Annotated in this window: 12 protein-coding genes and 1 pseudogene; 4 read left to right on the top strand and 9 right to left on the bottom strand. The window is 68.1% G+C overall.

The window, feature by feature from the left end:
- Positions 1–44 precede the first annotated feature (44 nt).
- A pseudogene (locus OG622_RS35530) lies at positions 45–386 on the top strand (DUF6879 family protein); the annotation flags it as partial.
- 123 nt (positions 387–509) lie between these two features.
- On the opposite strand, the gene OG622_RS35525 reads toward OG622_RS35530, so the two are convergent.
- The 3 genes from OG622_RS35525 to OG622_RS35515 all read right to left on the bottom strand — a co-directional run bounded on the left by OG622_RS35525 (position 510) and on the right by OG622_RS35515 (position 2,223).
- Positions 510–917: a Clp protease N-terminal domain-containing protein gene (locus OG622_RS35525; RefSeq protein WP_371584325.1), complete on the bottom strand. Its 408-nt coding sequence runs from the start codon at positions 915–917 to the stop codon at positions 510–512.
- Between the two features lie 275 nt (positions 918–1,192).
- Entirely contained in the window at positions 1,193–1,396 is a 204-nt protein-coding gene (locus OG622_RS35520) for a DUF397 domain-containing protein (RefSeq protein ID WP_371580719.1), read from the bottom strand.
- Complete coding sequence (locus tag OG622_RS35515) at positions 1,393–2,223, bottom strand: helix-turn-helix domain-containing protein (protein ID WP_371580718.1); 831 nt, start codon at positions 2,221–2,223, stop codon at positions 1,393–1,395. Before OG622_RS35515 ends, OG622_RS35520 begins: the two co-directional genes overlap by 4 nt.
- Before the next feature lie 242 nt (positions 2,224–2,465).
- Here OG622_RS35515 and OG622_RS35510 point away from each other — a divergent pair, with 242 nt between their 5' ends.
- On the top strand, positions 2,466–3,014 hold the full coding sequence (locus OG622_RS35510; protein WP_371584324.1) for an ATP-binding protein: 549 nt from the start codon (positions 2,466–2,468) through the stop codon (positions 3,012–3,014).
- Here the strand turns inward: OG622_RS35510 and pglX are convergent.
- From pglX to OG622_RS35485, 5 genes are all read right to left on the bottom strand, one after another.
- Complete coding sequence (pglX, locus tag OG622_RS35505; protein ID WP_371580717.1) at positions 2,941–6,564, bottom strand: BREX-2 system adenine-specific DNA-methyltransferase PglX; 3,624 nt, start codon at positions 6,562–6,564, stop codon at positions 2,941–2,943. The two genes, OG622_RS35510 and pglX, sit on opposite strands and share 74 nt — an antisense overlap.
- Positions 6,561–11,294, bottom strand: a complete 4,734-nt coding sequence (pglW, locus tag OG622_RS35500; RefSeq protein WP_371580716.1) for a BREX system serine/threonine kinase PglW — start codon at positions 11,292–11,294, stop codon at positions 6,561–6,563. The genes pglX and pglW overlap by 4 nt, the downstream gene beginning before the upstream one ends.
- 514 nt (positions 11,295–11,808) lie before the next feature.
- Positions 11,809–13,866, bottom strand: coding sequence for an Hsp70 family protein (locus OG622_RS35495; protein WP_371580715.1), 2,058 nt, complete (start codon positions 13,864–13,866; stop codon positions 11,809–11,811).
- Positions 13,863–14,639 (bottom strand): hypothetical protein, encoded by a 777-nt coding sequence (locus OG622_RS35490; protein ID WP_371580714.1) that lies wholly within the window; start codon positions 14,637–14,639, stop codon positions 13,863–13,865. The genes OG622_RS35495 and OG622_RS35490 overlap by 4 nt, the downstream gene beginning before the upstream one ends.
- Entirely contained in the window at positions 14,639–16,399 is a 1,761-nt protein-coding gene (locus OG622_RS35485; RefSeq protein WP_371580713.1) for a hypothetical protein, read from the bottom strand. The genes OG622_RS35490 and OG622_RS35485 overlap by 1 nt, the downstream gene beginning before the upstream one ends.
- Positions 16,400–16,767: 368 nt before the next feature.
- On the opposite strand from OG622_RS35485, the gene OG622_RS35480 reads away from it, so the two are divergent.
- Both OG622_RS35480 and OG622_RS35475 read left to right on the top strand, forming a co-directional pair.
- Positions 16,768–19,794 (top strand): AAA domain-containing protein, encoded by a 3,027-nt coding sequence (locus OG622_RS35480; RefSeq protein ID WP_371580712.1) that lies wholly within the window; start codon positions 16,768–16,770, stop codon positions 19,792–19,794.
- A 58-nt stretch (positions 19,795–19,852) separates the two neighbouring features.
- A complete protein-coding gene (locus OG622_RS35475) occupies positions 19,853–20,218 on the top strand; it encodes a hypothetical protein (protein ID WP_371580711.1) in 366 nt (121 codons plus the stop codon).
- Positions 20,219–20,236: 18 nt separating this feature from the next.
- Here the strand turns inward: OG622_RS35475 and OG622_RS35470 are convergent, their stop codons facing one another.
- Positions 20,237–22,123, bottom strand: a complete 1,887-nt coding sequence (locus tag OG622_RS35470; RefSeq protein ID WP_371580710.1) for a DNA/RNA helicase domain-containing protein — start codon at positions 22,121–22,123, stop codon at positions 20,237–20,239.
- Between the last annotated feature and the right edge of the window lie 214 nt (positions 22,124–22,337).

Genomic DNA, 22,337 nt, shown 5'->3' with positions numbered 1-22,337 from the left:
CCCACGGCAAGGCTTCGGCGTTGTTGTGGGGATGGTGGGATGGCGCCGGTAAGACGGTCGGCCGTGTCCGCATCGCCGACAACCCGCCCACCACGGAACAGCTGTTCCTGCTCGACTACGCCCGGCACAACGCCACCTTCGGCGAGGACATCCGGTACCTGTGGCGCGAGGACGCCGCGCGGGCCGGCCTGCCCGCCGAGGACTTCTGGATCTTCGATTCACGGCTGGTCGCCCTGCTGCACTTCGACGACGAGGACAACCTGCTCGACATCGAGCTGATCACCGAACCGGCTGAGGTCGTGCGGTACGCCATCGTGCGCGACGCGGCGACGCACCACGCGATCCCGCGCGAGCAGTTCGCCGCGCAGGTGGCCACGACCGAATAGCACGTGACCGGTGAGCACTGACTACCAGCAGGCACGGGCGGCGTTGGGCGCGCGGCTGCGCGAACTCCATTGGGTGCAGCTCGTCCTGAGGGAAGAGCGCGATCAAGCGATGACTTGAGCGTGTCAGGGCTCCCCGACTGCTGCGGCCACTGCGGCCCGCAGTTCGGTTGTGTTCACCCTGAGGTCCTTGAGCAAGGCAGCGGTGCGTTCGTCGTGGTCGAGGATCAGTGCGAGCAGGTGGACCGAGGTGAAGGGCTTCTTGGTGAGGTTTTGCGAGAGGTGGAGGATCTTCTCCATCGCGGGTGACCAGGGCAGATCCCGAGCGCGGCTGACCTTGCTGGCGTGCCCGCCGACAGCCAGAGCCGTGCGGACCGTCTCGTAATCGGCGCCCGCTGTGTCCAGGAGATGGCGTGCCGGGCTCTCGTGGTGGGCGATGCTGAGGAGTACGTGGGTGGCGGACACGATCGAGTGCCCCAACGACCGTGCCTCGGCAGGGGATTTGGCAAGGTCTCGGACAGCATCCTCGGACATTGACTCGGGCATGGAGGCCAGCATTCGCCAGAAGCGCCTCGGCGTCCACTGAATGCGTGCATCTGCGGTGTAGCTTCTCGCCCGGAGCAAGCCGGGTGCGCAGAGCGCGCCTTGTACAAGAAGGTCTGGAAGACCCTCAGCGAGTCGGCGGTACACGGGGCCGACGCCCACAACATCATCAACTCGGCCCGCCGAGCCCTGAACCCGCGCTGATGACGTTGGGGGCGTGCGCAGGGCCCCTGGCAAGCACCCGCCTACCCAGGGGCCCTGCCTTGTCAGAGGGCCGCGAACTCGACGAACGCGGTCCATGCCGTGGGGTCCACGGCGAGTGCGGCACGGGTTGTGTCCTTCGAGTCGCGGACGTGGACCCTGGCGGGGAGGGTGGCCACTTCGACGCACTGACCGCCCTCAGCGCCGCTGTAGCTGCTCTTGACCCAGACAAGCGCAGGCGCGGGACCGCGCTTTGCTTCAGCGTTCATCTCTCTCCCAACAGCTTCTCGATGAAGGCCAGGGACTCACTCGGGGTGAGAGCCTGCGCTCGGATGATCCCATAGCGCGCGGACAGCGCATGGACCGCATCTCGCTCCGTGACCAGTGTGCTCCGGCCTTGAGCCTCCATGTAACCGACCTGCTGCCCCTGCCTTGGCGTCAGCAAGGTGAACGCGCCATCCACACCAGCATTGTCCTCCCGGTCGAGCGGCATCATCTGAAGCTCGACGTTCCGCTTCTGGCCGAGCAAAAGCAGCTGCTCAAGCTGTCCGCGCCATACCTGCTCACCACCGAGCGGTCGCCGTACAACCGGCTCCTCCATGACGAAACTCAGCAACGGGGCGGGCCACCTGTCGAAGATTTCCTGTCGTGCGAGCCGCGCTGCAACGCGCTGCTCGATGGTCGCCTCGTCCAGCAGTGGACGCCGCATCCCCAACAGAGCCCTCGTGTACTCCTCTGTCTGCAACAGACCGTTGACCACGTGGGTGTCGTACACGAAAAGCTCGACCGCCTCGGCCTCCAACTTGGCCGCGTCCCGGAAGAACGCCGGATACTGAGCCCGAGCCACCTCCTCCTTGCTCGCCCTCAACACCCCACCCGCGTCCAGCACTTCATCCGCCTGGTCGATGAACTTCGGCGGTGGAATACGTCTTGCCTGCTCGAACGACGCGATCGTCGAGGCCGAGTACCCGGTCAGCGAACCGACCTTCGCGCGGTCCATCCCCGCCCGCTCCCGGAACAGCTTCAACTGCCGCCCGAACACGCACAGCACGCCCGCCCCGAACTCGTACTCCGGCTGCTGAACCTCGTCGTCCACGCCGCGACTCCTCCCGTACGACCACCACAGTCACCGGACTCCGCCCGCCCCAACGCACGGCCAGAGAACCGGTCACGCCAACACCGCGTACAAGCGCACCGCCCACGTGTACAGCCCGCACCCGTCAGCCCGTCGCTCCTGTTCAACGCTACGCAGCGTCCGTGACCGTTGACCCCATGAAGTCAGCAACTCCCCCGAACGGGCATATGCCACAGCACCCCGCACCCGAACGCGAGTTCACCATGCGCTTCACCTCAACCCCACGCGGCGCCCGCCTCGCCCGCCGACTCGTCTCACACCGCCTCAACGACTGGGGCCACCCCTACACAACCCCGCTCAACGAGACACTCACCCTCATCACGGCCGAACTCAGCGCCAACGCCGTACGCCACGGCCACGTCCCCGGCCGGGACTTCCACGTCCAACTCACCCTGGCCGAGGGCGCCTTCCGCATCGAGGTGACCGACACCCGCGCCGAGAAGCAGCCCCCGTCCACGCCCCCGACCCCCGACTCGGCATCCGAGTCCGGCCGCGGCCTGTACCTCGTCGCCGCCCTCGCGGACGACTGGGGCGTCACCCCTCGCCCGGCCGCCCCCGGCAAGACCGTATGGGCCACGCTGCGCGTACCGACCGGAGGCCACCCGCGCACGCCGCCGGTGGCCCCTCGTCCGGCAGACTCGGCATCGGCTTACGGGCACGACACCAAGTCATTTCCGGCTACTTCTTCACGGCAGCGCGACGGCCTCGGGTTGCGGCCGGGGGACGCCAGTTGCGGAGGTCGTCGTCGGTGAGTCCGTGCTCGCCCTGCTTCTGCTGGCGGTAACCGGCGAAGAAGTCCGCCGGGGAGCCGCTGTAGAGCATGTCGAACTCGTTGTGCCACTGGGACAGCCACGGCTGGAGTTCCAGCAGGCCGGCGAGGAACGGTGTGATCTCCTCGGCGGTCAGCGCGGTGTTGGTGAAGTACGTCGCGAGGGCCTGCGCCTGCTCCCGCTGGTCCCAGCCGGCCCACCCGTACAACTCGGGGGTGGCGGCGTGGGTCTGCCCGTAGGAGATGAACCGCTCCTTGGGCACGTCGAGCTTGCCGCGCGCCCTCCAGTAGGAGGGGCGGAGGAAGTCGGCCGAGGTGTACTTCGGCGGTACGGGGATGGAGTCCCGGATCTTCCGCTTGGCGGGCTCGTCAGGCGCGGCGTCCTCCTTGCGCTGGAGGTCCCACACCTCTTCCCAGTCGACACGCTTCTTCAGCCCGGAGGGCTTGTAGCGCAGGGCGGAGAGGAACGGCACGTGCTCGTCGGTGACCAGCTCCGCGACGACCTTCGTAAGCTCTTTGCGGGGTGCGTAGAGCTTGGCGACAGAGACGAAGTCCTCGTCGTGGGAGAGGGCGTCTGTGAGGCGGGCCAGAGTGAGGATGGTGGGCTGACCGTTCTCGTCGAACCAGTGGTCGCGGTTCTCCATCCGGTCGAGCAGCCAGGACCGGAGGGCCTTCTCCTCGAGCGCGTCCCAACCTTCGGTGGCCCAGCGACGCTTGTACTCGGGGCGCTCGACCATTCCGATGGCACGGTTCGACTCGATGGCGTCGATCCGCTTCCGGACGATCTCTCGGTAGGGGGCGGGCCAGTGCGCAGGGATCTCCGTGATGGGCGTGGAGCTGTGCCGTTTGAACCACTCGTCACTGGCCTCACCAGCGGCGACGCGGCGAGCAAGAACGATCTCGAAGGCGCGCTCGCCGAGGGCGAGTTCGGGGATGTTGGGATCGTCGGCGTCCTCGGAGACGCGGAGGTCTTCGGGGTGGAGGTTGTAGAGGAAATAGACCTGCCAGTCGAGTTCTTCTTGAAGGGCGATCATGCGGGCGCGGGTGGATTCCCAGAGGGCTTTGGCCTCGCGAAGCAGGCCAGCAATTGGCACAGCGTCAGAAACCACCGACACAGGGCTAGCTGCCACAAGTCGCTGAGCCATAGCATCGACGGCGGCGCCGAGGATGGCCGGGTACTCAGCAGGAAGCGGGAATTCCTGAACTTTGGTTCCGGTGAACTCGTACCTTTCGGACCAGGGATGCACACTCACCCGAGCACCTGCGTCACCAACCGGGTCGCCACCCTTCGGATAGCTCACCATCTTGAGCCAGAAACCCGCTGTGGAGCTGTTGAGTAGCCCAAGCAACCGCAAGTGCTCTTCCTCACTGGCCCCCTCTCGCAACTTAATTACCGGTGCAGTCTGCTTGAAGACCTTGCCGCCACGATCCAAAACAAAGTGATTATGAGTGGAGACAAAGGGAAATGCGATTCCCAAGGGGACCGAGAATCGCTCAGGATGCCAACGACTCCACTCATACCAAGTCAAGCCAATCTCTTCATGTGTTCCGCCGGGCTCTCTCCGATTGCGAAGAATAGGGAAGTAGCGCCTAAGCAACGGAATCACATCATCTGACACCTCCGGACGCAGGTCGGCAGAGTACGGAAAGATGGACTCAGTCTCCGGGGAAACGTTCCAGTCTCGCAACGCCTCCCCTTCGACCAAGGGCACAATATGCCGGTCGGCGACGCCAAAACGACGCCAAGTCCCGGTTGGCGCAAAATATGCCAGGTCAGCACCGGTGTGAGCATATCGCCCTATAACACGCCGAACATCCGCCAGCCGCCTGGTTGACGTCAGGGAGATCTGCTCCACCATTTCGAGACCGCCGTCGGCGAGAATCCATGGCTGCTTACCGAAGTATTTCTTGCGGTCCAGGTCGTCCACGGACACCCACTGGCTTACTGATCCCGGCTTGTCAATCTGTTCAACGATCGCTCGCCAGACCAGACCCTCCTCAGCGTTCTCCGGCGCGGCAGGCTCTCCCTGTACGCTGCGAACGGTCCGGATCACTGCCGATCGCGCGTCCCCGCCCCGCTGCTTGCCAACCAGGATGACCGTCGGCGTCCCGTGTCCCGGAATGTACGCACCCGACGTGTCGATGACCTCGGCCAGTTCAACCGCGTGCCCGAAGTAGCCCTCGATGAGCTTGGTCCCAAACTCACGTTTCATAAAGGAGTTAGCGGTGATCTGCCCAACCATGCCAAATCCTCGCCCTTCGGAATCCCCGCGCTTGGCCAGTTCGAAGAACCGCTGGGCAAACGGAACCGAGAGCGCGTAAGTGCCCGCACACGCCGGATAGAGTTCCCGGTAAAGCTCGTTGAGCTTGTTGTCCTTCACCGTGATGTAGGGCGGGTTCCCCACTACCACGTGGTACCGCCCCGGCCTCAAGATTTCCAGATGCTCGTGCACGTCCTCCGTGGCGTACTTGAACTCGGCCAAGTCGTCCACAAAGTCTTCGTCTAGGCCGCCAAACAAATTCCCCTGCTGCGAGCGGCGGGACTTGATCAGCGAGTCTCCTACCGCCAGAGACACCGGCCAGTCGTACTTTGCCGCCTCCGCCAGCGTCCGCACACCACTCGCTGCCATAGCCGCAACCAGCAGCCGGAACCGAGCAACGGCCACCGCGAACGGGTTGATATCCACCCCGTGCACCGAATCCAGCGCAGCCCGCACCCGCTCGTGCACATCCCGCCCCGGCTGCCCCTCCCCCCACAGCCGAACCAACCGCCGAAACGCCCCCAGCACAAAGTGCCCCGACCCGCACGTAGGGTCGATCATCTTCAGTTCCTCGTACCCGAACTCCCGCACCGCCGGGTTCATCGTGCGGTCGAGGATGAACTCCTCCACGAACTCCGGCGTCTGCAGCAGCGCGTACGTCTTCCGGGCGGCCTCGCTCAGGTCCTGGTACAGGTCGCCCAGGAACCGTGTGTCCCAGCCCTCCGTACCGTCCTCGTTCAGCGGGTCGGTGAAGTCGTGGACGAGGATGCCCACCTCGTCCCTCCCCCGCCAGAACTCGACCAACTCCCGCGCACCGTCGTGCGAGAGCGGGACCTGGTACAGCGGGTTGTGCCGCTTGTCGAAGAGGAGCCGTCCCGCCTGGCCCTGGCCCAGCTCGTCGAACGCCTTCTCCAGCCAGCCGCGGTACGTCGGGTTGTCGTCCGACTCCACGTACGCGTCGTACCGGGACTCCGCCAGCTCGCGCCGGTCACCGTCCGCGCCCGTCAGGTACGGCTCGGGGATCAGGCGGTTGTCCTCGCAGAACCGTACGAAGACAGAGCCCAGCACCCACGCCACCGCGACCTGGGTGACCCGCTCGTCCAGCCACGAGGTCCACGTCGCCGCCGTACGCCCGAGCTTGCGGGCCTGGTCGTACTCGGCCCTCAGCCGCGTACCGACGTCCTCCAGCGCCTTCACCTGGCGCCCAAGGTCGGTCTCGACCGCCTTGACCTGCTGCTTCAGGTCGTTCAACAGAGCCTTGCGGTCGATCACTTGACGTCTCCCTCGACACCACTGGCACTAGCCACAACCTCGCCGGACCCGCGATGGGCGTTGCCCACCCACGTGTCCGGAAGCTGGATCCACTCCCCCAGGCCGGCCTGGTACGGCACGGCCACCTGCCCGAGCCGGGGCTCGCGCAAGGGGTCACTCTGCGGGACCAGGAGCCACAGCCCCCGCCCGCCCTGCCGGGCCGCCGACGCCAGCCGGTCCAGGACGCCCATCGCGTCGTACCGGGCGAACACCCCGGCCTCCGTCAGCAGCACGGGACCCGAACCCGACGCACCGCCACCACCACCGTTGCCACCGCCGCCCAGCAGCTCGACGATCCGGGGCTCGACCGAGCCCCACGCCGTCCGCGCGTACTCCCTGAAATGCACCGCGCCCTTCGAACCCGGCTCGGCGGCGTCCGCCTTGAGCAGGGTCTCCCAGGTGGGCTTGGTACCCGGCGTGACCAGTCCGTGCAGGGCATCCAGGAACAGCTCGGTCACCGAGACCGCCTCCGCCCCCAGCCGTTCGCCGCCCAGCCCGGCCACGGCCTGGCGCACGGACCGCTGCCCGACCGTCAGTACCCGGTAGCCGTCCCGGCGAGCCGACGCGAGCAGCCGTTCCTCCGCGCGCACGGCGCCCGCGAGCTGCGGGTCGTCGGCGTACCGCGTCACCGCGCCCGTACGGGTGGACTGACGCCACGCGCCCGTCGTGAGGTAGCTGGAGGCGTCGTCCACGCGGGTCGGCAGGTAGCGCAGGATGCCGTCGCGCTCGTGCATGCTGAGCGACAGTTCGAAGCCCGCGTCGCGCAGGGCCTTGGTGAGCGGGCCGCCGGTCGGCAGGTCGTGGGTCGTGCCGCCGTGCCCGTCGGGGACGACCAGCTCCGGGAAGCGGGAGCGGACCCGTTCGTGCACGGCCTGCCCGGTCAGGCCGGGCTGCCGGCCCTCCGGCATGGCCGGGACGCGGCTCACGAGGCCGGCCTGGGCGAGCCGCAGTGCCCGTACGAGGGGCAGGTCGCGCGGGTAGATCTCCAGGCGCGGGGTGGCGGCGGCGTTCAGGGACGCGGCGGCGGCCAGTTCGACCATGCGCCGCTCGTCCCAGTCGATCGCGCCGGGCGGTGCGGTCACCGCGCCCAGATCGGCCAGGACTGTCGCCGCCGTCGGGAGTGTGTCCAGCCCCGCGAGGCGGTCGGCCGTGCGGCCGAGCTTCGTCGCGTAGTCCAGCAGGCCGGGCGCGGTCGGGGTGTCCGGCGCGTCGGCCTCGCGTACGTCCAGGGCCAGCAGGCCCGCGCCGAGCGCCTCCTCGGTGGCCTTGCGGTTGGGCTGGTGCTGGAACTCGGCCTCGTCGGGGGCGAGTTGTTCGACCTCGACGACGGCGCGGACCGCCGCCAGGGCCATCGCGCGCCGCTGCTCGCGCTCGGCGAGCTGGCTGCCGCGTCGCACCGCGAGGGCGTCGGCTATCTCGACGGCGGAGGCGACCCGCCCCAGACCGGCGAGGAAGTCGAGGATCTCTGAGCGCAGGGCGCGGACGGCCGGGTCGGCCTTCCAGCGCTTGCGCTCCTCCTTGAGCATCTGCGGGATGCGCCCGGCGCTGAGCCCCAGCGCCTCGGCGACGTCCTTCTGCCTGGGCCAGACCCCGATGTCCGGCAGGACACCGTGCTCGTCGGGCAGGCGCAGCAGCAGCCGCACCATCTCGGCCTTGTTGCGGTTGGAGCCGTTGTTGTTGACGACCGGTACGAGGATCGTGGCGAGGGCGTCGAGGCTGACGGAGCGCAGGGCGCGGGGGGACAGGCCGCCGGCAGCGTCGGTCGTGGCCAGGGTGCCGACGAGGGCGGACTCGGCGGCGGTGAGCTGTTCCAGCTCCTCCTTGGCCTCCGCGCGGCCCTCGGGTGTGAGCGGCGAGACGGGCGTGGCGCGCAGCTTCTCGCCCCACTCCCGCTGCCGCTTCTGCACCTCGTTGCGGGTCTTGGCGCCGAGGCCGGGGGCGTTGACGAGCTTGCGGCGGCTGTAGTCGAGGAGTTCGCCGACGGTGGTGATGCCCAGGCCGTAGAGGAAGGACTGGGCCGCGCCCGTGAGACCGGAGACGGTCAGCGGGGTGTCGCGGGTCGCCTCGGCGGCGAGGCGGTCGCGCTGCTGCTCGGCGGTCTCCGGCTCGGCGTCCGCGATGGTGCCCCGAGCACCCCGGGGGGTCTCCTCCGCTCCGGCGGAGCCCGCGGCGGGGGCGGCGGTGGAATCGGTGCCGGCCGGTGCCGGGTGGCGGGTGCGGTGGCTGGAGGGGACGGTCTGCGAGGCGTCGAGGAAGATCTTGCGCCAGGCGTCCCGCATGGGCTTGAGCTCGGGGAACCGCTTGCCCGCGTCGCGGTGCAGGGCCTTCTGGAAGAAGGCGACGAGCCCGTCCCGTACGGCAGGGTCGAAGGCCTCGGCCGCGATGATCGGGTACGGCCACTCCTTCTGGTCCGTCATCCGGGGCAGGACGCTGCCGTCGCCCCACTTGGGCAGTTCGCGGGAGGCCATCTGGTGCAGGGTGACGGCGACCGCGTACCGCTCGGCGTGGGAGTCGTACGTGCCGCGTGTGATGACGTCGACGAACGGGTCGAGGTAGCCGTCGGTGCCCGCGTCGGTGTTCTTGGCGGGGTATCCGGCGAGCGAGAAGTCGATGAGGACCAGCTCGCGGGTGCGGTTGGGGCGGATACGGATGGCGATGTTGTCCGGCTTGATGTCGCGGTGCCAGATGCCCTCGCCCTCCAGGAAGTCGACGGCGCCGAAGAGGTAGTCGCCGTACGCCTCCAGCTGGTCGACGGGGAGCCTGCCGTCGTCGCGGAGCTGGCGGGCCACCGTCTCCTCGCGGCGGCGGGGCGCCTTCCGCTCGCCCGGCTCCCCGCTGTCGTCCCGCTCGTCGCCCACGTATTCCAGCGCGAGGACGGTGCGGCCCGCGATGCGCAGGGGCTCGGGTTCGACGAGGCGGATGATGCCGGAGTGGGGGCGCAGGCGGCCCATCATCTCGGCCTCGCGGACGAGGATGTCGCCCCGGTTGTCGGACAGCCCCACCTTCAGCACGGCCAGCGGACGGGTCCTGCGGGCCTCCGCCTGGAGGTCACGGACGAGGAAGGCGCGGCTGGTGGAGCCCGTGCCGAGTCGGCGGCGGACCTCCCAGCGGCCGTCGAACACATCACCGGGGACCGCCTCCAGCGGGTCCTTCTCGGGTACGTCGGCGGTCTCGGGCGGGGTGGCGGACGCGGGGGCGGTGAGGGAGTCCTCGACGACCTCCAGCATCTCCAGGAAGTCGTCGACGCTGAGCAGACGCTTGTCCGGGTTGTACGCCGTGGCCGCCTGCACCAGTTCGTCGACGTCCTCCGACAACCCGTCGACCAGGGAGCTGGGCCGCAGGCCCTCCCCGGCCTCCAGGCGGGCCCGCAGCTCGGCCTGGCTGGCGGCCGGGGCCTTGTCGGTGACCAGTAGATAGGTGAGGACACCGAGGCCGTAGACGTCCAGGGAGACCGGGTCGGGGCGGAGCGCGGTCAGCTCGGGCGCGAGGTAGGGGTCCTCGTCGTCGGCCAGGTTCATCGCGGACAGGGCGGTCGGCGCCAGACGCGTCGCGCCCCCGCCCTGGGAGGAGTCCGCGCTGCGCTGGGTGGCGATCTGCCAGTCGGAGATCTGCAGCCTCGGGCTGAGCCAGGCGGCCTCCTCGCCGACCGCCTTCCCCGGGCCACTGTCGAGACGGGGCAGGACGTGGATGGAGCGGGCGGCCAGGGCCCGGTGGTGGATGCGCCTGGCGTGCGCGGACCGCATGGTCTCGGCGAGCTGCCGGACCAGCGCCATCCGGCCGAGGATGTCGAGCTTCGCGCCGTACTGGACCAGGTACGCGTCCAGTTTCATCGTCCGCCGGTCGTAGTCGAAGACCAGCGCGGGGCCCGCCGGGTGCCCGGTCGGGAAGTACTGCCGGTAGGGGACGACACCCTGGTGCCGGAAACGCTGCAGCACGGCCGCCTCGCGGCGGGCGGCGTTCTCCACGGACTGCCGCAGCGAGGAGTCCGAGCCGCGCTCGCTCAGGTAGACGCGGACCCGGGCGCGCTCGGGCAGCTCGCTGTGGCTGGCCTCGTAGTCGGCCCAGGTCTGGCCGGAGTCGAAGGGGCGGCGCTTCAGTTCGTAGGGGCCGACCTTGTACTCGGCCTCGCTGCGGCGGATACCGATCCGGTCCAGCTCGGTCTTGATGTGCCGGGAGTCGATCGCGGTGACGCGGCGCCGCTCGTCGCGCGGGGGCTGCCCCAGCATCTCGACCAGCTCGGCGACGGTGTACACGCCGTTCTGGTCGTGGGCGGGCAGGCGCACGCGCAGCCCGTCGTCCGTGAAGCAGACCGCCTCGCCGACCCACACACGCCGGCCGCCCTGGCCCTGGCCCTGTCCGATCAGGCCGGACAGCTCCTTGGCCTTCTTGTTGACCAGGTGCAGCGGGTTGCCGTGCGTGCGACGCCGGCCGCCGGGCGTGGTCTGCACCCAGGTGCCGTTCTCGGAGGTGACCGAGCCGTGCCAGTCCTTCAACTCGATCATGTACACGCCGCCGGGCGCGACGACCAGCAGGTCGACCTCGCGGACGTGGCCGGTGTTCGCGGTGAAGGTGAAGTTCGACCAGGCGCGCCAGGGATCGGAGTCCGGCAGCCTCTCCCGGATCGCCTCCAGGCCGCGACGTTCGTGATCGAACTCGGACTCGGTGACCGTGACCCACCGGCCTTCCCGCATGCCTGTTCCCCGCTCCTCGTGTCCCACGAGGGTCACCGTTCCCCATGGTCAGGCCCTCGACGCAGATCCTAGTGGCTGCATGTGACATGCGAAGAGGTGACGAAGGACGGGACTACGGTACATACGGCCCGCATGATCGGAATCGGGCGCTCCCGGCCACGCGGGCCGACAGCCGTACAAGCCATTGACCTCCTCAAAGAGGCCGGTCTCCACGGCTACAAGTACGCCATCGACGCGGCCCTGGCCGCCGTGACCCTGCCGCAGCCGGGGCCGGTGCATGATCCGTCTTCACCTCCGACGAGGACGACCTGCACGAGCTCTGCGGCGACCGCGTAGTGGTCATGAGCCTGTAGGACATGGGGCACACCGATCGGGAGACACCCCGCCGATTGACCCTTCATCGTCCGGCAGCGGCTGAGGACCTTCTGCCGAACCCCAGCTCCCGGGTTCAGAAGATGCTCGGGCGGCCACCCCATGCGTGTGGCCGCCCGGGACGACGCCGGGTGGCTCGGTCTCAGGGGAAAAGCCACTCCCTCTCGACCCGCGCCAGTTGCACATACCGTCCCGGATCTGCCAGCCACGGGTAGGGGGTGCGGAACCTCATCAGGTTCTCCATGGACACCACCGGTGCGTCGAGCTGGGTCGCGATGTTGAGGAGAGCGTGCGGAGACGCCGACGGCACCGCGATCACTTCCCCTTCGCCGATGGCCCGGTCCAGGAGGTCTCGCTCAAAGTGCTCCACCGAGTCGACGATGTCCGTTTTGACCACCGTCACGAGCCGGTGGCCCGGGTACTTTTTGCGGGCGGCGGCCAAGGCGGAGGTGAGCAGCGCGTAGCTCGGCGGACGGGGCGAGGCAGCAGTGCGGCCCGCCGTCATGATGCGACTTCCGTCGATGACGACGGTGGACGTCGTCCCGTCACTGCGGTCCTCCGTCTCCTGCTCCCCCGAGCGCAGTGGGTCGGAAGGTACGCGGAGACCGGCCTGTTCGACCTGCGGGGCCGGTTCCGTGATGCGGCGGAGAAGGCGTTCCAGCTCTCGGTCCAGCCCGTTGACGATCGGTGTGCCGTCCGGGCCGAAACAGTCGATTTCCTCGTTGAGGATCTCCCGCCCGCCGTGTCGGTGGACGGCGCGTACCTTGAGGATGCCGTTGCGGTCGTATCGGTAGTCGACGTCGAAGAGGTTCGCGCTCGGTTCCGCTCCGGGCTGGGGAACGGGCAGTTCGAGGCGTGCGAGCGGGAAGGTCCGTTCGTCGTCCGCGGCTCGGGCGCTGTCGCCCTCGACGATCTCCAGGACCACCGTGCGCGCATCGCGACGGGCAGGCATGGCACTGCGACTGCCACGTGCGGGAAGCGTCGAGTAACGCGGGATGACCGTCGCGAACCCGCGGCGGCCTCCTGCTTCGAACGACAGCCCGAGGTCGTGACTGGCGGCGACGGAGATGGTGGTGTCCGGCAACAGCCCGTCGATCTCCGCCGCGGTGATCGCCGCCCCGCGTGCCACGGCAGTCATCGGATTGCACAAGCGCGGGTGAACGGCCTCCCGCCCGAGCACACGCTCCACTTCCCTGCGTACCAGCGGGATCTGTGACGTGCCTCCGATCATGAGGACGGCGTCCAGCGAATCCGGAGTCAGGCCAACGTCCCCCAGGCACTCCTTCAGCGGCACTAGCGCCTGGCGCACGAGGTGCTCCGTGACTGTCTCGAACTCGTCACGGTGGATGACGACGGGCGCGCCCCCTCCCGGCGGGTCGAACAGCTCTTCCGTCACGCCCGGCTGCGAGAGCGCGATCTTGGTGAGCTCTACATGCCGCCGCCAGCGGCGCGCTTCCCGCCGGGTCAGCTCGTCGGGGTGCTTGCCGAGCCTGGAGAGCACCAGCCGGGCGAGCGCCCAGTCGAACTCCAGGCCGCCCAGTGCGGGAATGCCCCGTGAGGCGACCTCGTCGAAGATGCCGTCGTAGTGTTCGAGCACGGTGACGTCGATCGTCCCGCCGCCCCAGTCGAAGACGAGGAAACGGCCCTCACCCGGGTACTCGTGCGCGTAGCTGATGGCTGCTGCCGTCGGCTCGTTGATCAACGCCTTGACCCTGATGCCCGCGAGGCGGGCGGCGGCGCGGGTGCGGTAGCGGGCGGCGCCCGTCGCGTTGGCCGGCACTGTGACCACCGCTTCGTCCATCTCCCGCAGGTTCCTGCGGACGCCCTCACGCATCCGGTCGAAGAGCGCGGCGGCGACCGTAGTACTGCGGAAGGGCTCGTCCCCAAGCCACACTTGGTGCTCCTCGGGCGTCACACCGCGGGCGACATCTCCCTCGTCGGCCGCCGCCCTGTGCTTGGAGGCGAGCATGCGTTTGACCGCGTCCTGGGGTTCCGTCGTGGAGCACTTGGCGTCCCAGCCGAAGCAGAGGGTGCGCTGAACATCCCTCATGGAGACTACGGACGGGAAAAGTTCGTCGAAGCCTGGCCTGTTCCACTCCGCGGGCAGTCCCTCGTTGTCCACGCGGAGCACCTCGGTGCCATGACCGTTCCAGCGGGCCACGACCGAGTTGCTGGTACCGAAGTCGATTCCGAAGGTCATGCCGGCCTCCCCTCCCTCGCTTCGACGTCTTGCCCGTCTTCCCCGTCGGCAGCGGGCGGTGAGGCGATGTGATGCACCGTGCCCCGCTGGACGACACGTCCGGTCGCCGTGTCGACGTACGCCGGAACGATCACCTCGTAACGACCGTTCCGGGTGTGCTCAGCAGGATTGTCGACGTCGAACACTCCGAGGTCGTCAGGATCGGTCACCCTCTTCAGACCCGACCGGGACATCTCCGCATCGACGCGAAGACGCACCGCTTTCAGGTCCTGTGTCGTGTGCGCGGTGCGATCGATGAGGGCCAGCTGCGCCAGTTGCCGCTCCCTCGCACGCGTCTCGTCGAGAGCCGCGGTACGCAGGGCGTCGTCCACCGCCGCCTGCACGGCCTGCCTGACCACGGATCCCATCTTGTCCGCGGTCGACATCGCTTCCCGGATCGACTCGTCGAGCTGGGTACGCAGTCTCAACGAGAGTTCCTGTGCGGCCTTCTGCCCCGCCTTGGAAGCCGCTTTGTCCACTTTCGTCGCGAGCTTCTCGCTGAGCTTGGCGAAGAGAATATCGGGACGCGCCAGAACGTCGGTGGGAATCTCCTCGTTCGCATTGGACGGAGGTTCCGAAGTCGTGCCGTCGGGGTCGGTGCCGGGCGCGGTCCGCTCTCCACCCGTCTCCCTGGCGCGGAAGGCCTCCTCCGTACTGCGCTGGGTCTTGGGGCGCTCACGGACTCCCTGGTACTGCGAGGGGGGAGTCACTTGCCTTCGCTGCCTGTTGGACATCAGTCGTTGTTCCTTGTGCTCCCGGCACTTCGGCCGATCAGTTCGCGGGCCGCTTCGGACGCGGACCACTGGAGTTCTTCTTCCGTGCTGGTGTCCGTCCGACGTTCCAGCGGCTGTGCGGGCGGATACAGCAGGGGTGACCGTTCACGCGGCACCCACAGGAGCCGTTCGTCGAGCGGCATCGTGTACAGCGACGCAGAGGCTGTGCCGAGGCGCTTGGCCGCATCAAGACGCTGGATCCGGTCCTTGGCGCTGTTGATGTACTCCAGCCGCTCGCCCGACACCTGGCGCCGCAAGTTCCGCCATCCATGCCGCCATTCGGTCGACCCGTGTTCCACGCACAGGGCAAAATAGGGATTGAGCACGTCCTGGGTTCTGTGCTTCTGACGCAGGGCCTGGAGTAGTGCACTGAGCTTCTTGAGCGCCGAGCGTGTCTGACCGCCCATTCCACCGGGACGCCCAGTACCGCTCCTGATCAGCTCCTCCAACAGCCCGACGGCGTGATCGAGCCGGTCTCGCTCGCCTGGGCGGGCTGTCAGGAAGTACACGTAGGCAAGTACCACGCGCGCTTCCCGATCCGCACGCCCTGCGGTCGCCCCTCCCTGCTCGTTGCGCAGGGCACTTGCCTGTTGCACAACTCCCCGCAGTGTGTCCGGAACCGTCTCCGGCTCGACGGCCATGGCCCAGTGGAGCTCGTCCAGCAGCCGGTAGAGACGCCTTGTGCCCGCCCAGTAGTGGAATGCCGCACGCCCGGCAACGAGACGACCTGCGGGCAGCCAGTCCTCCAGTACAGCAAACAGGCCGCGGTCGTTGCCCAGTTCTCGGTCCACGGCGCCACCTCGCCGGATCGACTGCAGAGAGTGCAGGAACTGCGCGAGAGCCGACGGAAGGCTCTGCCCGGGCGCCAGCGTGTTGGTGACAGAATCGAGTCCGGCGGTCTCTCCGCCGAGCAGCGCCGAGCGCAGGCTCCATCGGTCGTGGCAACCGTCGAGCGCGTCAATCGCCTCTCCTCTGTGGAGGGCCCTTCTTCTCGCTTCGTCCTGCCACCCCAGCACCGACAGCTCGGCCTCGGTCAAGTCCTCGGGCTCCAGTCGCGCGACGAGATAAGCCTCGCGATCCTCCAGCCCTCGCAGCGCCGGAAGGACTCGCCGGTCCAAGGTTCCGGCATCGATGAGATCGTCGACCACCGGCAACGGCAGCGTCCCGGCCAGCCGATGCCATGCCTCGCCCGAAAGCACACCCCGGCCGGACGCTTCCACAGCCTCCACATGTATCTGCCACGCGTCCGGGTGAAGGGGCGACGCGGAAGGAGCCGGAAGCCGCTCCGCCAGCAGGGCTTCACCTCGGGAGAGCTCGTCATCGGCGAGCATGGGCAGTCCGCCATGGGTCAGTTCGACGAGATGGCGCAGCGCCACCAGAGGAGAGCAGTTCAGAAGATGCTCACGAACGGCCTCCACGACCACAGCATGGGGATCTTCCTCCGCTCCGGCCCGCGCCAGCACCTCCACGAAAGAATCCGGGTCGCCCGCCTCTTCCGCTATGCGCCTCAGTGCCTGGTCGGCGCGTGCCGACAGCGTGACCGGCTCGGACTGCGGTGAGGGCGTCGCGTCGTTCTCAGAAGAAGAGGAAATCTTCCTGAACCGCGCACTCAGTACGGGGATCTCACCTCGTTCCCGAGCCAGACGCCTTCGTGCACGCTGCGCCATTTCTCGGCGACGTAGTTCTTCGAGATCGGGTTCGTCATCGAAATCGACAGCCAATTGGGTGGCCCCCCACCTGCTCCATGTATGCGCCCTGTGGCGGGCGATGGCATGGATGTTATGGGACATCGCCGCACTTCGGCATACGTATCTGTCAGGGACCACTCGTTCCGCAGCTCCGAGGGGTCCGCACTGCCGGTGAGCTCAACCGTGGTGCCGCCAGCCGTGCTCAAGAGCCCCGCCTCGAAGTGTCCCACCAGCGCCGGTCGCTCAGTTCGCGGCAGAGCGATTCACAGCACAGGAGCGCTCCTCCGCAAGGTAAATTGTGCCGCTGGCCGGATCCATTCCCGACATCACATGCCATGCGTAAGGTCCCGTCGTTCCGCGCACGACATCGACGTTCGGCCGATCACCTCGGGGGTGGTTCCATGGCAGAGGGAACGACGCGTCCACATCCGGTCAATGAACTGCTGACCGCTGTCCGGCTGGAGATCGCCGCCGAGTTGCGCAACGATGCCAAGGACGGCGTGAAGGTGTCCCTTTCGAAGGGACGCCGGGTCTCGTCATGGGACGGCCGGCACGAGTACCTCTTCGAGTGCCGTACCTGGCAGGCCGCGCTGGACGGCAAGGACGTGCTGGTCAGGGCCTCGCGGTCGACGGGCGAATGGGCATCGGCGGAGGTCGCCCGGATACCGGAGGGCAAGGTGCGACTCACCACGGCCGCCGCGCTCGGCGTATCCCCGGCGAACGTGCAGATCCGGGAGGACGAGACGGCGGGCCTGCGGGTTCTCGTCGAGCGACTGGAATCCGTGGGGCAACCGGACCATCCGGTGCGGCTGGAGAGCGCGGGATGGATGATTGGCCAGGGGACACCCCGGATCGACAGTGAGCGCTCGGTGGCCCGGTGGGTGGCCAACTGGGCTTCCCTGCAGCTCAATTCAGGACAACGTCAGGCCGTGGCGCGGGCTCTCGCCAGTGAAGTCACCTTCCTGTGGGGGCCTCCCGGGACCGGCAAGACGGACGTCGTCGGGCACATCATCGAGGGCACCTGTCGGCAAGGGCTCAATGTGCTGTTCCTCGCCCCGACGAAGGTGGCGGTCGATCAGGCACTGGAGCGCGTCTGCGACCTGCTGTCCGGTGAGTCCGCCTTCAAGGAAGGACTCGTACAGCGGGCCGGGGACATCGCCGTCGCCTCGCTCCGCGATACGTACGGGGACCAGATCGACCCGGACCGGATCGCGGCACGGCTCTCCGCGAAGTTGGACGCCGCACTGACGGAGCACACCGAGGCGCTGCGCGCGGCACGAGCCCACATAGCGGCCCATGACAGGGCCCGCGCCCTGCGGAACGAATTCACCGACGCGCAAAAGGCTCACAACAGCGCCACAGCGTCACGGGAAGCGGCCATATCGGCGCAGCTGCGGGCGCGGTCCGAGATCGCCGAGCACAACCGGACAGTGGTCAAGATCGGTGATCCGGACGGCATCTTCGGCGGGCGCAAGCGCAAACAGCTCGACCACGCACAGGCCGCCATCACCGGCGCCCGCACGAGGTTGGAGCAGATTGTCTCCAACCTGGCCGCCGGCGATCGCGCTCTGCGCCGGGCCACCGCGGATCTCACACGGATCCGAAAAACCCTCGCCGACGCTGAGACCGGACTGGTGGGGGTGCCCGACCGGGCCGCCCTGGTCAGCAAGGCCGACCGGTTGCAGCAGGAGATCGACGGGCTTGACCAACAGCGACGGGCAATCAAGGACACGGTCCACTCGAAGTGCCGGGTGCTCGGCACCACCGTCGCCAAGGCCGTGCAGTCGAAGAAGCTGCTGGACCGAGTCGACGTCGTCGTCATCGACGAGGCGGGGATGGTCGCTCTGCCGTCCGCCTGGTACGCGGCGGGCCTGGCGCGCAAGCGAGTCGTCGTCGCCGGTGACTTCCGGCAGCTGCCGGCCGTGACCAAGGGAGTCGGTGACCGTAAGGCGACGCCGGACGAGCGGGACCACGCCGCGTTGTGGACGGCGCGGGACGTCTTCCACGCCGCAGGTCTGGTCGGTGCCTCCGGCTCGGTCCGTCCGGACAGCCGCCTCGTCGCGCTCGACACGCAGTACCGGATGCGAAGCCCGATCTGCGACCTGGTGAACACCGTCGCCTACCCCGATGCTCCCCTGTCGACCGGCCGCGGGGACTCCTCGCGCATGCCGTTCAATCCGCTCGTCGACGCCCCGTTGATTCTCATCGACACGTCGAAGCAGCGCATCACTGGACGGGACCACCAGACCAACACCGTTCACGAGGCAGCGGTCCACGAACTCGTACGGGGTCTGCAGTACGAGGGCGTTCTGCCGGGCCGCAAGTGGCAGGACGTTCCCGCCGGAGAACGGGCCACCGATCGGCTCGCGGTGATCGCCCCCTACAAGGCACAGGTAAAGGCACTTCAGCGCAGTCTCGCTCACCGGTTCGGCGAGTCCTACGAGGGGCTCGTCGACACGATCCACCGGTTCCAGGGCAGTCAGCGCCCGGTCGTCATCCTCGACACCACAGCCGGGGCCGGTCGGCACCCCGGATACTTCTACCAAGGCACCGGTCTGTCCTCCCAGACTTGCCGTCTACTCAACGTCGCTCTCAGCAGGGCGCAGGACCATCTGGTGGTCCTCGCGGACGTCGAGCACCTTCGCGAACACCTCGGCATCGGCAGCGAGGCGCTACGCATGCTCGATCATCTCGAGGCGCATGCCCAACTGCTGTCTCTGGACCAGCTCATCCCCGTCCGGGACGCTGCGCAGCTCTCTGTGCTGTCGGAGGAGGAACTGGCCCGGCCCGCATTCTTCCCTGCCGACGAGGTGCCGCAGGCGGTGCGGTGGGATCTCGACCGGGCCACGCGCAGTATCGAGCTCTACTCCCCGTTCCTCGACCCGCGTCCCGTGCGGTCCTGGGGCAGCTCGCTCGCGAAGCGCGTCGCGGACGGTGTGCGGGTGACCGTGACAACACGAGACCCGGATGAGCAGTCGACGGAGGCTGCGGCATCCAGAGTCTCGGGCCTGGTCGAGGAACTGCGATCGTACGGATGCGTGGTGGAGTTCCGGGAGCGCATGCACGAGAAAGTCCTGATCCTGGACGGCACGATCCTGTGGCACGGGTCCCTGAACCTGCTGGCGAACACTGGGCCGACGGACCTGATGATGCGTCTCACCGATCCCGTCGCTTGTGAGCGTGTCGGGCAGGTGATCGAGCGGGCGCGGAAGGAGAGGTCCGCCTGGAATCCGCGGCTGCGAGAGCCCGGCGGTCCACAAAGCGCTCCAACCGCCCGGCTGTACCTGGACGTCCCGTTCGAGGACAACAACGAGGTGAAGAAGCGCCTCAAAGCACGCTGGGACCCCGAACGCCGTGCCTGGTACGTCGATGCGAACAAGGTGAGCCGCGAGCAGGCAGCACGATGGCTGCCTCCCCGGCAGGAGTAGTAGGGTCGCGCCGCACCTTTCATCCCGACAAAGGTGCCAGGTCAGGGGAGCGAGACGGATGCCGAGCGAAGCAGACAACAGGTTCCACGGCGACATGCGCAGCGGCGCCGAACGTCTCAAGCGCGAGATCGGCTACAACCCCACGAGGTTCGTACAGATGCTGGGTGAGCTGGGCGGCGTCGGGGCCGCCAAGCAGCTTCTGCGCGGCGGCAACGCCTCGGACGGCTTCACCAGGCTGTGGGAGGCCGGCCGTCTTGAGCTGAGCGTCGAGGCGTTCGTTCTCCTGCCGTGGTATCGACATCTCTTCGAAGAGCGCCACTTGGACACGGCTCGGTACCGGCTGAGCGAGCACGGCTTCGACGTCGATCGCCTTCTGCGTGAAGCCCAGCGGAATCCACCCGGCTGGGCTTCTGACGACATCTGAACGCACACAACCGGTCCGTCAGACCGGCACGACTTCCCGTGCCACTCCACCCGCCAACTCCCACAGTCTCTCCCGCGTCTCCGCGTCCGGCGAGTACACGATCGTGCCGACCATGCCCCGGGTCAGCAGGACCTTGTAGGTGTTGCGGATCAGGCGGTCGACGTCCGTGTCCGGGGTAGACCTCTTGAAGACCGGATCCTTGGAAGCTGCGCGGTCCGTGATCCAGCGGTCGCCGCGCCAGACCAGGTCGGGACCGATGATGACGCCGGACCAGCCGTACTCGAAGCCCTGCGCGGTGTAGACGCAGCCGACCTGTCCGAAGCCCGCCGGGTCGGTGGCCCAGAGTGCGGCCGGGGGTGCGCCGGAGACGGAGCGGTCGCCGCGCAGGTTCCAGGGGCGGGCCCAATCACCGATGACGACGTCTGGCGCGAGCGGCTCGCCGGGCTTGGGTTCCGGGGACCAGCGCCAGCAATACCCTGCGGACATACGGGCACCGTAGCCCTGGGATCGACGGGCTTCGAGGAAGGCCTCCATCTCCTGCGGGCTGTCGGCCACCAGCAACTGCATGCGGTCATCGGGCTCCCAGACGACCGGCCCGCCCGGCTCCAGGCCGAGGAGGCGAACCACCCAACGCAGGTAGGCATCACTGCCACCGCAACGGAACTGGCTGTCGAGCGGGACGACCTGGCACGGGATGCCCCGCTTCGCCGCTGCCGCCTTGATCTCCGCCACGGTGCCCATCTCTCCGGGGCGCACGACCTGGTGCTCATCGAGGAAGAAGACGGGCACGTACGCGACGTCGATGAGTTCGTCGATCTGGGCCCGGCCGGTGCGGTGCGCGGCGCGCGTGTAGCGGTTGGCCGAGGTCTCCCGGATACGGTGTGCCTCGTCGCAGATCAGGGCACCCAGGCTGTTCTTCTCTGCCGTCATGAAGCTGTTGAAGTACTTGAACAGGTCCTGGACTTCCCGCTTGCGGGCTCCGGCGACCTTCCTCATCGTCTTCGTGAACGACTGCGAGCCGGTGGCGTGCAGCGCCGGCACCCCGCGCCGGTAGAGCTCGCCGAGCACTTGGAGAGCAATGACGCTCTTGCCGGTGCCGGGACCGCCCGTGACGACGACAACCTCCTTGCGGTCGGCGCGCTTGGCCTTCTCCACCGCGTTGAGCACCATGCGGTACGCGACCTGCTGCTCGTCGAGGAGGACGAACTGTGTGCGTTCGCGCACCTCTTCAGCGGCCACGGACATGAGCTGCTTCGATGGCACCGTGGCGCCCGCGCTGAGTTCGTCCGCAGCCCCGGCCCCTGGCTGCTTGTCGCTCAGCCTCGAACGTAGGTGGTCGAGGAAGGCGCCACGGCGTTCCGCTGTGAAGAGCAGTCCGTGACCGTCACGCTCGATCTCCCGCAGCCCGGTCACACCGAATTCGGTGGCGTTGTGCAGAAATGCCACTCCCGCCACCCGGTGCCCGTGTTCCGCCACCGCCCCGTTGAAATTGACGAGGTATTCGCAGTAACGGCGGACCTGCTCGATGGGGTTCAGAACCGGATGAGCATAGGCGTCGACATGACACAAGGTGGGGTCGTCCTCGTGGGGCAGCGCCTGGCTCCACTGCTTCAGCTCCACCACGACGTACGACGGCTCTCCCGTCACCGGGTGCACACCCGCGAGGACCACGTCGGCGCGCTTGCTGTTCAGCGGGAGCGCGTACTCCAGCATGACCTCCACGTCGCCCAGGCCGGCGTCGTTGAGCGCGGCGGCCAGGACGGGAATGCTGCGCTCCCAGGAACGCACCTCCGAGGCGCCGGGCCGATAGCCGTGCATGTGAACGAACTTGTCGGTGAGGTGCAGAAACAGCGAACCGTCGAGTGCCATGACGGCGACCGTTTTCGCGGACGCGCGGAACAGCAAGGACTTCCCCCAGGCAGCACGAAGAGACTCGTGCGGGTGGGGGCATGTCCTTCGAGGCTCCACCGGGGTGGAGCGGAAGCCCGTCGGGCCGCGTTGACGATGTGTTTGAGGGTACCTGGCGGTACTGACAGTCGTACCGGTGGTCGCAGTGACGGCAGCGGACGCCGTACCCGGTCTCCCCTACCGACGTCCGGCATCGGCCGCTGCTCTGCGT

The sequence above is a fragment of the Streptomyces sp. NBC_01314 genome (assembly GCF_041435215.1).
In the GTDB taxonomy this organism is placed as follows: Bacteria; Actinomycetota; Actinomycetes; order Streptomycetales; family Streptomycetaceae; genus Streptomyces.
The sequence above is the reverse complement of the archived record's forward strand: the minus strand, read 5'-3'. Positions and strand labels throughout refer to the sequence as shown.

Excerpts from the sequence above, each read along its gene's own strand:
- pglW (WP_371580716.1), bottom strand. The coding sequence starts at position 11,294 with ATGCGGGAAGGCCGGTGGGTCACGGTCACCGAGTCCGAGTTCGATCAC.
- OG622_RS35480 (WP_371580712.1), top strand. The coding sequence starts at position 16,768 with ATGGCAGAGGGAACGACGCGTCCACATCCGGTCAATGAACTGCTGACC.
- OG622_RS35475 (WP_371580711.1), top strand. The coding sequence starts at position 19,853 with ATGCCGAGCGAAGCAGACAACAGGTTCCACGGCGACATGCGCAGCGGC.
- OG622_RS35510 (WP_371584324.1), top strand. The coding sequence starts at position 2,466 with ATGCGCTTCACCTCAACCCCACGCGGCGCCCGCCTCGCCCGCCGACTC.
- OG622_RS35490 (WP_371580714.1), bottom strand. The coding sequence starts at position 14,639 with ATGTCCAACAGGCAGCGAAGGCAAGTGACTCCCCCCTCGCAGTACCAG.
- OG622_RS35495 (WP_371580715.1), bottom strand. The coding sequence starts at position 13,866 with ATGACCTTCGGAATCGACTTCGGTACCAGCAACTCGGTCGTGGCCCGC.
- OG622_RS35520 (WP_371580719.1), bottom strand. The coding sequence starts at position 1,396 with ATGAACGCTGAAGCAAAGCGCGGTCCCGCGCCTGCGCTTGTCTGGGTC.
- OG622_RS35525 (WP_371584325.1), bottom strand. The coding sequence starts at position 917 with ATGTCCGAGGATGCTGTCCGAGACCTTGCCAAATCCCCTGCCGAGGCA.